Source organism: uncultured Cyclobacterium sp. (assembly GCF_963976465.1).
Lineage (GTDB): Bacteria > Bacteroidota > Bacteroidia > Cytophagales > Cyclobacteriaceae > Cyclobacterium.
In genome coordinates this window covers 1-12,291 of record NZ_CAXBOC010000113.1, presented here as the reverse complement: position 1 = coordinate 12,291, position 12,291 = coordinate 1, and the positions used below count along the sequence as shown (strand labels likewise).

Sequence of the window (12,291 nt, the reverse complement as noted above, 5' to 3'; positions counted from 1 at the left end):
AAGTATGGTACCAAAAAGATGGAGTCATTGCTCCTAATGAAAAATTTTTAGCCTTTAAAAAAAGGGGGGCCATTCAAATCGCTATTGATTTACATTATATCCTTATTTTACTTGTATTTCTGATAAAATAAATAAATATTTGCACGGTTTAGCATGAAGAAAGAAGATAACATATCAAAAAAAAATTATCGGGTCCATAATATCTTTTGTGGGTATCCAATATTGTGTCCTATTAAAACCTACAGGACATTATTTAGGGCATAGTCCCTACACTCTTTTAATATATCCTATGTGGATATTTCTATTTCCGGAAGCATTTCATTTATTCATTTCAACTAGTTTTCTTAAGGCTGACTCTGTCAATAGAGATTTGATGGAAGATTACGGCAAGCCAAAAAAATGCTACAATGTTTAACCAAAAATTTATAATAAAACCTGCAGGAGAAGAGCATTGCCAATATGCAGAAACCATTACAGATGAAATGGAACGCTCGGCACAGGCTAGGGGTACCGGTATAGCCAAGCGATCCCCCGAATACATAAAAACTAAAATGCGGGAAGGAAAAGCAGTTATAGCACTTACCAAATCCGGAGACTGGGCAGGCTTTTGTTATATTGAGGCCTGGGGACATGGGAAATTTGTGGCAAATTCAGGATTAATAGTATCTCCCAACTACAGAAAATTCGGGCTAGCCCGAGAAATAAAAAAAGAAGTTTTCAAGTTAAGCCGCAAAAAATACCCCGACTCCAAGATATTTGGCTTAACCACAGGGGCTGCTGTGATGAAGATAAATTCAGAGTTAGGCTATTATCCGGTCAGTTATTCCGACCTCACTACCGACGAGGAATTTTGGAAGGGATGCCAAAGTTGCGTAAACTACCCCATACTTATGAGCAAAAACAGGTCTAACTGCTTGTGTACAGCCATGCTTTATGAACCCAAAAATGTAAAAAAGGCTGAACAAAAGAAACGTTCTTCCGAATTTAAAAAGAATCTCAGTCTTTTTGAGCGATTAATCAATATCAAACGGGCCATGTTTCTTAATTTTGCCAAAGGAAAAAAAGCAATTGAAAAAGTAAAAGATAAAGTAAACCAATAATAATAACTGTGTTTCCTCAAGGTAACACTTTTTAATAAAGACAATTTATAATATGAAAAAAGTAGTTTTAGCATATAGCGGAGGCCTGGACACCACATTCTGCGCCATTCACCTTAGCAAAGAAAAAGGCTATGAAGTACATGCCGTATTGGTCAACACCGGAGGATTTGAGCAAGAGGAGTTAGACAATATAGGTGAAAGGGCAAAAATATTAGGTGTGGCTTCCTTTAAAGTGCTTGATGTGGTTTCTACTTATTACAATGAAGTCATTAAGTTTTTAATTTATGGCAATGTATTAAAAAACCAAACTTATCCATTGTCTGTCAGTGCAGAAAGAATTTTACAAGCCAAAGCATTGGCTGAGTACACGAAAAGCATTGGGGCAACTTCCATTGCCCATGGCAGTACAGGAGCCGGAAACGATCAGGTAAGATTTGATATGATTTTTCAAACCATCCTTCCTGACGTTGAAATTATCACTCCCATAAGGGATTTAAAATTAAGTAGAGAAGAAGAAATTTCTTTCTTGAAAAAACATGGCGTAAGCATGAATTTTGAAAAAGCTGCTTACTCAATAAATAAAGGAATCTGGGGTACATCTGTGGGCGGTAAGGAAACCCTTACTTCTGATCAAGCATTGCCAGAAAGTGCTTACCCTACTCAAGTAAGTGTAACGGAACCTGCGACCATAGCTCTTACTTTTGAAAAGGGTGAGTTGGTAGCTGTTAATGGAGAGCAATTCGATCATCCGGTCAAAGCAATCTTGAAGGTTCAAGGATTGGCAAGCCCTTATGGGATTGGTAGAGACATTCATGTTGGCGACACAATCATAGGAATAAAAGGACGTGTTGGCTTTGAAGCTGCAGGCCCTCTGATCATCATCAAAGCGCATCAACTATTAGAAAAACATACCCTAACCAAGTGGCAAAGCTATTGGAAAAATCAAATTTCTGAGTTTTATGGCAACCATTTGCATGAAGGTCATTATCTAGATCCTGTAATGCGAAACTTAGAAGCATTTATGACAGATACCCAAACGTATGTAAGCGGTGAAGTAAAAGTTCAACTTGCTCCTTACCGATTCAATATGATAGGCGTTTCTTCAGACCATGACCTGATGTCATCCAAATTTGGTAGCTATGGTGAAATGAATAAAGGGTATACCGCTGAAGATGTAAAAGGCTTCACAAAAATATTGGGTAACCAGACAGCTATTTTCCATAAAGTAAATGAAAGTTTAGGCCATGAAAATGATTAAAACAGCTGTAGTGGGTGCTGCCGGGTATACGGGAGGAGAACTGTTACGTTTATTGGTACATCACCCAAATGTAGACCTGCTTTGGATTCATAGCAATAGCCAAAAAGGCAAAAAGTTAGAAGAGGTTCATCCGGATTTAATCGGTGATGCTTCCCTAAGCTTTACTGATGAGATTGATCCGAACAACCTTGACCTTGTTTTTTTATGTTTGCCTCATGGACAGGCCAAACCGTTTTTAGAAAAACATGCTTTTGATGCGAACATAAAAATAATTGACCTTAGCACGGATTTCAGGGATGAAAGCAATGGTTTTGTGTATGGTTTACCTGAAGTCAATCGGGAAAAAATCAAAGCTGCACAAAAAATAGCCAACCCCGGCTGTTTTGCTACCGGAGTTCAACTGTCCCTTGTACCTGCCATCCAGCAAAACTGGATTAAAAGTTCTTTACATGTGACGGGAATTACCGGAAGCACCGGTGCCGGTAAAAAACTTTCAGAAACCACTCATTTTAGTCAAAGGAACCAAAATGTATCGGTTTACAAATTGTTTACTCACCAGCACCTGAAAGAAATTAACCAAACTTTCAGGCAATTGACACCTCAGTTCGATCAGCAGGTATTGTTTGTACCCTACAGGGGTAATTTTTCTCGTGGAATCTGGGTTACAGCTTATTTCCCTTATGAAGGAAGTTTGGAAGAAGCTTATGAGGTGTATGCTAAATTTTACCAAGATGCAGCCTATACCTATGTAAGCAAAAATGACATTGACCTAAAGCAAGTGGTAAACACCAACAAGTGCTTGGTACACTTGAAAAAAGAAGCAGGTCAACTTGTTATTTATTCAGCCATAGACAACCTTCTAAAAGGGGCGTCCGGACAAGCAGTACAAAACATGAACCTGGCTTTTGGGTTGGATGAAAAAACAGGATTGCAACTGAAAAGTACTGCTTTTTAAATAAAATGACTATCTGGCAGCCTTTACAAGCTGTCTACAAATATATACAATATGCAATTGTTTGACGTTTATCCCTTAATGAATGTCACTCCTGAAAAGGCCAGTGGTGTTTACTTATGGGACAATACAGGCCAGAAGTACCTGGATTTATATGGTGGGCATGCAGTTATTTCAATCGGGCATTCACATCCACACTATGTCAAAAAAATAAGCGAGCAACTGAACAAAATAGGCTTCTATTCCAACTCTGTTCAAATCCCCTTACAAAAAGAAATGGCAAGTAAACTGGGAGAGCTTTCCGGCTATGAAGCTTACCATTTATTTCTTTGCAATTCAGGTGCTGAAGCGAATGAGAATGCTTTAAAATTGGCTTCTTTTGAAACAGGAAAAGCGGGAGTTATTGCTTTTCATGGTGCCTTTCATGGGAGAACATCCGGAGCTGTGGCCATTACGGATAACCAAAAGATCGTAGCCCCATTTAATAGCGGCCATAGGGTTTTCTTTGAAGCATTAGGTGATTTGGATGCTGTGGAACAAAGGTTGAAAGGTGGAGAAATTGCGGCAGTGATCATTGAAGGCATTCAAGGTGTCAATGGCATTCAAGTTGCTGAGTCTAATTTTCTCAAAGGCCTTTCCACCCTCACCAAAAAATACGGAGCCAAATTAATTCTAGATGAAGTGCAATCCGGCTATGGACGAACAGGTAAGTTTTTTGCTCACCAATGGACTGAAGATTTGTCACCTGACCTGATTACCATAGCCAAAGGAATGGGGAATGGTTTTCCCATTGGTGGAGTATTGATCCACCCGGATATTGAGGCCAAATACGGTTTATTGGGAACCACCTTTGGCGGAAACCACTTGGCTTGTGCCGCAGGACTTGCAGTCTTAGAGGTTTTAGAAGAGGAGCATTTAATGACCAATGCTGAGCAATTGGGAGATTTACTTATCAAAGAATTAAAGGAAGGCTTTCCTGAAATTCTATCAGTAAGGGGCAAAGGCTTAATGATAGGTTTTGACCTGAAGGATGAAGCTGCCCCCTACCGGTCAGAACTGATCAAAAGTCACCATATTTTTACCGGAAGTGCTGCTTCAAAACACACCATTCGCATACTTCCCCCACTTTCTGTGAAGAAGGAAGAGTTGCAACTTTTCCTTAAGAGTTTAAGAGAGGTAATTAATCGCATGAATCCTTAAAAACAGTCATGAAAAATTTCACTAAATTTGAAGATATAAACCTTGCCAATCAATTGATTGATAAAGCATTGGTTTTTAAAAAAGACCCACTGGTAAACGCAATCAAAGGCAGTGGAAAGCGTATTGGATTGATTTTCTTAAACCCAAGTTTAAGAACAAGGATGAGTACACAACTCGCTGCATCCAATCTTGGTGTAGAGAGTTTTGTCCTGAATATGGACAAAGAAAGTTGGGCTTTGGAAATGCAGGATGGCGCCGTCATGAACCAAAACAAAGTGGAGCATATAAAAGATGCAGCAGCTGTTTTGGGTGGCTATTTTGATATTTTAGCCATCAGGGCTTTCCCTACCCTTACCAATAAGGAGGAGGATACCAACGATTTTGTCATCAATCAATTTATCAAATATTCAGGTGTACCGGTGGTTAGTCTGGAAAGTGCCATCAGGCACCCCTTGCAGAGTTTGGCAGATATGGTAACCATTAAGGAGAACTTTAAAGAAAAAAGAAAACCTAAAGTAGTACTTACTTGGGCACCACATATCAAAGCAATTCCTCATGCTGTGGCAAATTCTTTTTCTGAATGGGCCATTGGTTGTGGACATGACCTGACCATTACCCATCCTCATGGGTATGAATTGGATACCAAATTTACCAATGGAGCTACAATAGAATATGACCAAAGCAAAGCCCTTGCTGAGGCAGATTTTGTATACGTCAAAAACTGGAGTGCCTTTACTCCCTATGGAAAAATCCTGAGCGTGACAGGAGACTGGCTACTAAATGAAGTCAAATTTGGTGAAAACAAACATGCAAAAGTCATGCATTGCTTGCCTGTAAGAAGAAACTTGGAACTTAGTGATGAAATCTTGGACAGCGAACGAAGCCTTGTCCAAGCCCAAGCAAAAAACAGGATTTTTGCTGCCCAGGCAGTAATCGACAGCGTGCTTTAAAAATATTTCTTAATGGATATCAGTGTAATAAAAATCGGTGGAAACGTAATTGACCACCAAGAAAACTGTACAGCCTTTCTTAAGTTATTTGCTCATTTCCCCGGCGTAAAAATACTTGTTCACGGAGGTGGTGTACTGGCAAGTAGAATGGGAAGTTCCTTGGGCATCAAGCCCAATATGCACAATGGCAGAAGGATTACAGACAAGGAAACCCTGGATGTAGTGACCATGGTTTATGCAGGTTTGATTAATAAAAACCTGGTGGCTGAACTTCAATCCTATGGTCAAAATGCCATTGGCCTTACCGGGGCAGATGGAAATGCCATCACTTCCATAAAACGGCCGGTTAAAGAAGTGGATTTTGGCTTTGTAGGCGATGTAACCAAAGTCAACACCTCATTGGTAGAAACCTTATTGGAGCAAAATATCGCTCCGGTATTTTCAGCCATTACACATGATAGCAAAGGGCAGTTGTTAAACACGAATGCAGATACCATTGCTTCGGAATTGGCCACTGCCTTGGCAGGCAAACATAAAGTAGGCCTCTATTTCTGCTTTGATAAAAAAGGGGTATTGATGGATGCTGACAAACCTGAATCTTTGGTCCCATTGATTAATGAAGATATATTTAAAAAATTACTTGAAGACAAGGTGATCCATTCCGGAATGATCCCAAAATTGGAAAATGCCTTTAATGCGTTAAATAAAGGAGTCTCCAATGTATGGATGGGTTTACCTGAAAACTTATTGTTGGCTGCAAAAGGAGAAGAGGCCGGAACAATTATCAAACCTTTGTAAATAGCATTGAAATAGCCCTTACTTCTATATAAACGAAAAAAATTGGAAGATTTAGCAAAATTAAAAATTGAGGCAATTGAACTACTTAAAGCCCTAATCAGTACCCCATCTCTAAGTAAAACAGAAGACAAAACTGCTGAACTTATCGCAGCTTTTTTCAGCAGAAGGGGAATTGATACACAGAGAAAAGGAAACAATATATGGGCATTTAATAGGCAATTCGATGCTTCTTTGCCAACAATTTTGCTGAATTCCCACCATGACACTGTAAAACCCAACCGCGGTTATACCTTAGACCCCCACTCACCTGTGGTGAAAGAGGGGAAGCTGTTTGGTTTGGGATCGAATGATGCAGGAGGCTGCTTGGTTAGCCTAATGGCCTCTTTCGTATTTTATTATGAACAATCTTTGCCAGTAAATCTTGTGCTTGTGGCTTCTGCTGAAGAAGAAATAAGTGGACGTGGCGGGATAGAATCTGTTCTCAGCGAACTGCCCGCTATAGAGGTTGCCATTGTTGGGGAACCAACATTATTAAAGATGGCCGTAGCAGAAAAGGGGTTAATGGTGATAGATGCTGTGGTCAATGGTGTAGCTGGTCATGCAGCTCGGGAAGAAGGTACCAATGCGATTTATGAGAGTCTTGAAGATTTATTAACCATTAGAGATTTTAAATTCAAAAAAGAGTCTCCTTTCTTAGGGCCTAATAAGGTTTCTGCCACCATCATCACTGCAGGCAGCCAACACAATGTGGTGCCGGATAAGTGCACCTATACGCTCGATGTACGGGTAACGGATGCATACACTTTAGAGGAAGCTTTTGATGAATTAAAAAGCAATTTAAAAGCTGAACTAAACCCCAGGTCACTTCGATTAAATTCCTCCTCCATAAAAGAAGACCATCCTATGGTAATCACTGCAAAAAAGATGGGGTTAGAATTGTATGGTAGCCCAACATTATCTGATCAGGCTTTGATTCCTTTTCCTTCCGTAAAAATTGGTCCCGGTGATTCTGCAAGATCACATACAGCAGATGAATTTATTTTCATCGAAGAAATCAAGGATGGAATATCATTATATGTATCACTTTTGAAAAACTATTTTTCAAATACCAAAAGAAACAACCAATGAAGCTTTGGCAAAAAGACAAAACCAGTAAAAAAGAAGTAGAAACTTTTACCATAGGTAGAGATCCTGAATTTGACATTTTGCTTGCACCATTCGATGTGACAGGATCCATGGCCCATGCCACGATGTTAGCATCCATTGGCTTGCTTACTCAAGATGAGTTGGAAATATTGAAAAAGGGTTTGAAGGAAATTCGAGAGGAAATTGTAGAAGGTAAGTTTAGCATTGCTCCCGGCGTAGAAGATGTACATAGTCAAGTGGAGTTTTTGCTTACAGAAAGGTATGGGGACGTTGGAAAAAAATTACACAGTGGAAGATCAAGGAACGATCAGGTTTTGGTGGACTTAAAACTGTATTATAGAAAGGCAATTAAAGAGACAGTAACTGAAATAGAAAATCTATTCAACTTACTTACCCAGCTAGCCGAAAAACACAAAGATGACTTAATGCCGGGTTATACCCATACCCAATTGGCTATGCCTTCATCTTTTGGATTATGGTTTGGATCTCTTGCTGAAGGTTTGGCAGAAGACATGGATCTATGGCAAACAGCCTATCGCCTGTCCAACAGAAACCCTCTGGGTTCCGCAGCAGGGTATGGAAGTTCTTTCCCTCTCAACAGAACAATGACCACATCACTTCTAGGTTTTGGCGACATGCATTACAATGTCATCAATGCCCAAAATAGTAGAGGGAAAACAGAAAAAACACTTTCATTTGCAATAGCAGGTACTGCAGGCACGCTCAACCGCTTGGCTACAGATGCGATTATGTTTATGAACCAGCATTTTGGGTTTATCAGTTTTCCTGATGAACTAACCACGGGTTCGAGTATTATGCCACATAAAAAGAACCCTGACGTATTTGAGTTGATCCGTGCAAAGACCAACCAAATTCAAAGTTACCCACAACAAATCATGATGTTGCTTACAAATTTGAGTACCGGGTACCATCGGGACTTACAACTGCTCAAGGAAACCACTTTCCCTGCTTTTGAACAACTGAATGACTGCTTGAAAATCGCTCAATTGATGCTTGAAAACATCAGCATTAAAAAAGATCTTTTGGATGATAAATTCTATGCCTATCTATTCAGTGTAGAGGAAGTCAATAGGCTGGTTTTGGAAGGTATGCCATTTAGAGATGCTTACAAAAAAGTGGGGATGGACATAGAAAAAGGAGATTTTATTCCAGGTAAAAAACTCAAACACAGCCATGAAGGCAGCATTGGCCAACTCTGTTTACCTGCCATCAAAAATAAAATGGATCAGTCAAAGGTAAACTTTGAGGAAGCAGAAAAAGCCGAAGAAAAATTATGGGAAAATTAAGGATTAAATAGAGTCTTGAATGATATAAACCATCATTGAGGCAAGCAGATATCCTCCAAGAAAAGAGAAAAAATAAGGCCATGTCAAATCATATTGTTTGTACATGGCATTTTTCGTTTTATGGGTAAAATCACTAATTCTTTTAAGAGGCTTTACAGGGAAAAAGGAAAGAAATAACAAGCCATAACAAATCGTGAAAATAAATAAGGTGACAAGTGTCTGCATAACTCATTGGATTTGATGCAAATATAATGGCTTAAATATAGCCTACAAACATTCATGTAGATTAAATTTAAGTAAGTTGCTAGGTGATAATGGGTAACTAATTTTTAAAAAAAAGGGATTAACGTTTCAGCGTAAAAATATTAAAAAAATCGAATCTACGATCACGTTTTTTAAATTTATACTTCATTTTCGCATAAGTATAATTCGGGATAATTCTAAAGGATAACAAAATGGCCACTGTCATCAATATTCCTGAACTTATAAAAACATACTGAAAATCGTATCCGGCATCTACAATTATACCATAAACGGCTGGTCCTACCGCAGAACTTAGCACCATTATAGAGGCAAAAATGCTACGCACCTTACCGATATAAGTAGTGCCAAACAATTCCACCTGCAAAGCAGACATGATAGAATTCCCCACCCCTGCAGAAGCGCCCATCAAAATCATATAGGGGAAAATCACTAAAGGATTGTCCACCTGCCAAATAAATACGATGGCAATTAGAAAAGGGATAAGGTAATAAGGGAAAAATGTTCTTGCAGAATACTTGTCGATCAATGGCCCTGAAAATAAAATGGCAATAGATCCCGCAATGGCATAAAATGTAAGGCCAACAGCCATCCATTCCAGACTCCAACCCTTGTAGTCTGCAATTGCAAACTGATAGAAAAACAAGCCGGTAACGATAAAAGCCAAGACAAATAAATTGGGAGCCAACATCCAAAAACTTTTAGATTTCATGATTTCCCATTGGGAGATTTCTTTTTTTGGCCCGGAATCTTTGGTTCCAACTGATTCTTCATACACTACCAGCTTTTTCTCATCAATAAAAAAGTACAAGTAAAGAGGGACCATGATAAGCACAATCAGCCCATTGACCAATAGGGATTGTCTCCATCCGAAAACATTAATTAACGCCACTACCATGATAGGGAGAGCCGCCTGACCAAAGGGATGTCCCAATGATGCCATACTAATGGCCTTTCCTCTACCTTTAACAAAGTATTTGGACATGGAAGTAATGGCGATATGACTAAACAAGCCTTGTCCTGCAATCCTCAATCCAAAAAAAGCTACCGGTAATAGATACCAATGCTGATTAAAGCTCATCAAGACCATGGAAAGAATAAAGACTATTGTGGTAAGCAAGGTATATTTCACCAAACTTACCTTATCAATGTATTTGCCCACCTGTGGTAAAAGAAATGCACTAGCGATTGTGGCAATCATATAGTAAACACTTATTTGGGCATTCTGAAGGGAAAACTCTTCTATCAAATAAGGCACATAGAGGGCCAAAAGGTAGGTTTGTCCATACCCTGAAAGACAAGTCATCATCAAGCCGAAAATCAACATCTTTTTGTTCTCAAATACAAAACTCCAATAACTCATTTTAGGAAATAGTTTAATTAGAAAAATAATCGAGGTCCTTGGGCGGGCAAAATTAAGATTCGCAAAATTAAGTAATTAATTAGGTAATAGAACCAATTAACCGAATGAAAATTAGATATCTGCAAAATATAAATTTATAATAATACTTATTTTAGATAAAAAGGCATTATTCTCCATTATTTTATACCAGGTAAACACCACCATGCTTTGGATATTAATTGGAACAAAGCCACAAGAAACTAATGGAATAATCGCTTTTTTTTACTTATTTAGCCTTTTTAAATAAAGAAAAACAAAAGTATCATGACTACCGGATTTCAGCATCTTCATTCGTTTCTGGCCTACATTGTTTTGGCAGGTATAATATTCAGTTTTATTTCTGCACTTATCGGTGCATTGAGTGGCAAAGAGTTTACGGAGAAAGACCGGAAATTTGGTTTAATAGGAATGATTTTGGCCCACATTCAATTGTTGGTAGGAATAGGAGTTTATTTTTTAAGCCCACTGGGGTTGTCAAATCTAAGTGGTGAAACCATGGGGGATTCCATGAGCAGGTTGTATGCACTCGAACATCCATTAATCAACATTATCGCCATAGCACTCATCACAATTGGCTATAGCAGGGCTAAAAAATTAACAGAAAGCAAGAGCAGATTTAGGAGCATTTATATGTTTTATGGAATAGCTTTCGTATTGATATTGAGTAGAATACCTTGGGATGCCTGGTTAAATTAATAGACAAGCACCAATGGATAAAAATATACTTTTAGATCTCGTATCTAAAAAGATGCCCTTTGGAAAGTACAAGGACAGATTAATTTGTGATGTGCCTGAACATTATTTAATCTGGTTTAAGCGAAACGGCTTTCCAAAGGGCAAATTAGGAATGTGGTTAGAAACAATGTATGAAATCCGTGTCAATGGACTTGAATACCTTTTAGACCCCCTAAAGAAATCCTAATTTAGAATAAGTCAATCTTTGCCATTATGTTGCAATTATTGTTTGATAAGGATACCTTTGTGATGAAAAAGTATTCCAATCATTCAATTTATAATAGTGAGATTTATTCTTCTCCCGATTTTCGTACTGCTAACCTTTGGCAATTCCCTCCTCTTTGCACAAGCTAGCCAAAAATATGCTATCAGTGGTTACATTACAGATCCCTCCGGAGAAGCTTTGATGGCCACCATCCTCATTCATGAACTTGGGTCAGGGGACTATGCCGATGAAAATGGGCATTTCGTGTTAAACAACTTAAATCCGGGAAATTACCACCTTCACATTTCCCATTTGGGATACAAATCCATCACTCAAACCGTACATTTGTCAAACAAGGATTTGGAATTCAATTGGACAATGGAACCTTCAGCCATCTCCCTCCAATCCCTGACCATTGAGGCCAACCCCTTCAAAAACGGGCCAGTTGAACAGTCCCAAACCATAGATGTAATTGATAGGAATTTTATTGAGAAAAACAACTCCGGTACCTTCTCTAATGCCTTGGAAAAATTGCCGGGTATCAGTACCATAAATACAGGAGTTGGAATTAGTAAGCCTGTGATCAGGGGTATGAGCTCCAATAGAATTCAAGTAAATGACAGAGGCATTAAGCAAGAGGGTCAACAATGGGGTTCAGATCATGGTTTAGAAATAGATCCTTTTGATGTGGATCGCGTTGAAATAGTGAAAGGACCAGCCTCATTAATATATGGATCAGATGGAATGTCCGGAGTAATAAACATTTCTCCGGCCCCCTTACCAATGGAAGGAGAAATCAGGGGACATTTGATCAACAGCTACCAATCCAATAACTCCATGCGTAGCCATTCTGCCATGGTTGAAGGAAATGAAGATGGATTTATTTTTAAAGGAAGGCTAACCTTTCAGGATTATCAAGACTATAAGGTTCCTGCTGATGAATTTACTTATGCCGGTTATGTTTTGCCTGTCTATGA

General features: G+C 38.8%; 13 protein-coding genes. 11 read left to right on the top strand and 2 right to left on the bottom strand.

What is annotated here, in order from left to right; all coding sequences use genetic code 11:
• Positions 1–407: 407 nt before the first annotated feature.
• From AAC037_RS08505 to argH, 8 genes are read left to right on the top strand one after another with little or no spacing between them, the layout of a single operon-like run.
• Complete coding sequence (locus AAC037_RS08505) at positions 408–1,100, top strand: GNAT family N-acetyltransferase (RefSeq protein ID WP_339902583.1); 693 nt, start codon at positions 408–410, stop codon at positions 1,098–1,100.
• 52 nt (positions 1,101–1,152) lie between these two features.
• Positions 1,153–2,358 (top strand): argininosuccinate synthase, encoded by a 1,206-nt coding sequence (gene argG / locus AAC037_RS08500; protein ID WP_339902582.1) that lies wholly within the window; start codon positions 1,153–1,155, stop codon positions 2,356–2,358.
• Positions 2,345–3,313 carry an N-acetyl-gamma-glutamyl-phosphate reductase gene (argC, locus tag AAC037_RS08495; RefSeq protein WP_339902581.1) on the top strand — a complete coding sequence of 323 codons (969 nt, stop codon included), beginning with the start codon at positions 2,345–2,347 and terminating at the stop codon, positions 3,311–3,313. The genes argG and argC overlap by 14 nt, the downstream gene beginning before the upstream one ends.
• Positions 3,314–3,364: 51 nt before the next feature.
• A complete protein-coding gene (locus tag AAC037_RS08490; protein ID WP_339902580.1) occupies positions 3,365–4,510 on the top strand; it encodes an aspartate aminotransferase family protein in 1,146 nt (381 codons plus the stop codon).
• Between the two features lie 8 nt (positions 4,511–4,518).
• A complete protein-coding gene (locus AAC037_RS08485; RefSeq protein ID WP_339902579.1) occupies positions 4,519–5,460 on the top strand; it encodes an acetylornithine carbamoyltransferase in 942 nt (313 codons plus the stop codon).
• A 12-nt stretch (positions 5,461–5,472) separates the two neighbouring features.
• Positions 5,473–6,258 (top strand): acetylglutamate kinase, encoded by a 786-nt coding sequence (gene argB / locus AAC037_RS08480; RefSeq protein ID WP_339902578.1) that lies wholly within the window; start codon positions 5,473–5,475, stop codon positions 6,256–6,258.
• Between the two features lie 42 nt (positions 6,259–6,300).
• Positions 6,301–7,386, top strand: coding sequence for a M20 family metallo-hydrolase (locus AAC037_RS08475; RefSeq protein WP_339902577.1), 1,086 nt, complete (start codon positions 6,301–6,303; stop codon positions 7,384–7,386).
• On the top strand, positions 7,383–8,711 hold the full coding sequence (argH, locus tag AAC037_RS08470; RefSeq protein WP_339902576.1) for an argininosuccinate lyase: 1,329 nt from the start codon (positions 7,383–7,385) through the stop codon (positions 8,709–8,711). Before AAC037_RS08475 ends, argH begins: the two co-directional genes overlap by 4 nt.
• Positions 8,712–8,714: 3 nt before the next feature.
• On the opposite strand, the gene AAC037_RS08465 is transcribed toward argH, so the two are convergent.
• Both AAC037_RS08465 and AAC037_RS08460 read right to left on the bottom strand, forming a co-directional pair.
• Complete coding sequence (locus AAC037_RS08465; protein ID WP_339902575.1) at positions 8,715–8,936, bottom strand: hypothetical protein; 222 nt, start codon at positions 8,934–8,936, stop codon at positions 8,715–8,717.
• 118 nt (positions 8,937–9,054) lie between these two features.
• Positions 9,055–10,335 carry an MFS transporter gene (locus AAC037_RS08460; RefSeq protein ID WP_339902574.1) on the bottom strand — a complete coding sequence of 427 codons (1,281 nt, stop codon included), beginning with the start codon at positions 10,333–10,335 and terminating at the stop codon, positions 9,055–9,057.
• Between the two features lie 303 nt (positions 10,336–10,638).
• Here AAC037_RS08460 and AAC037_RS08455 point away from each other — a divergent pair, with 303 nt between their 5' ends.
• The 3 genes from AAC037_RS08455 to AAC037_RS08445 all read left to right on the top strand — a co-directional run.
• The gene (locus AAC037_RS08455) at positions 10,639–11,070 is read left to right on the top strand and encodes a hypothetical protein (protein ID WP_339902573.1); all 432 of its coding nucleotides are present in this window, start codon (positions 10,639–10,641) and stop codon (positions 11,068–11,070) included.
• Between the two features lie 13 nt (positions 11,071–11,083).
• Positions 11,084–11,296 (top strand): DUF3820 family protein, encoded by a 213-nt coding sequence (locus tag AAC037_RS08450; RefSeq protein ID WP_014022781.1) that lies wholly within the window; start codon positions 11,084–11,086, stop codon positions 11,294–11,296.
• Between the two features lie 96 nt (positions 11,297–11,392).
• The coding region (locus AAC037_RS08445) for a TonB-dependent receptor (RefSeq protein ID WP_339902572.1) at positions 11,393–12,291 on the top strand (899 nt) is incomplete at its 3' end.

What these genes read in the sequence shown, in the direction of transcription:
- AAC037_RS08505 (WP_339902583.1), top strand. Translation starts at nt 408, where the DNA reads ATGTTTAACCAAAAATTTATAATAAAACCTGCAGGAGAAGAGCATTGC.
- argG (WP_339902582.1), top strand. Translation starts at nt 1,153, where the DNA reads ATGAAAAAAGTAGTTTTAGCATATAGCGGAGGCCTGGACACCACATTC.
- argC (WP_339902581.1), top strand. Translation starts at nt 2,345, where the DNA reads ATGAAAATGATTAAAACAGCTGTAGTGGGTGCTGCCGGGTATACGGGA.
- AAC037_RS08490 (WP_339902580.1), top strand. Translation starts at nt 3,365, where the DNA reads ATGCAATTGTTTGACGTTTATCCCTTAATGAATGTCACTCCTGAAAAG.
- AAC037_RS08485 (WP_339902579.1), top strand. Translation starts at nt 4,519, where the DNA reads ATGAAAAATTTCACTAAATTTGAAGATATAAACCTTGCCAATCAATTG.
- argB (WP_339902578.1), top strand. Translation starts at nt 5,473, where the DNA reads ATGGATATCAGTGTAATAAAAATCGGTGGAAACGTAATTGACCACCAA.
- argH (WP_339902576.1), top strand. Translation starts at nt 7,383, where the DNA reads ATGAAGCTTTGGCAAAAAGACAAAACCAGTAAAAAAGAAGTAGAAACT.
- AAC037_RS08465 (WP_339902575.1), bottom strand. Translation starts at nt 8,936, where the DNA reads ATGCAGACACTTGTCACCTTATTTATTTTCACGATTTGTTATGGCTTG.
- AAC037_RS08460 (WP_339902574.1), bottom strand. Translation starts at nt 10,335, where the DNA reads ATGAGTTATTGGAGTTTTGTATTTGAGAACAAAAAGATGTTGATTTTC.
- AAC037_RS08455 (WP_339902573.1), top strand. Translation starts at nt 10,639, where the DNA reads ATGACTACCGGATTTCAGCATCTTCATTCGTTTCTGGCCTACATTGTT.
- AAC037_RS08450 (WP_014022781.1), top strand. Translation starts at nt 11,084, where the DNA reads ATGGATAAAAATATACTTTTAGATCTCGTATCTAAAAAGATGCCCTTT.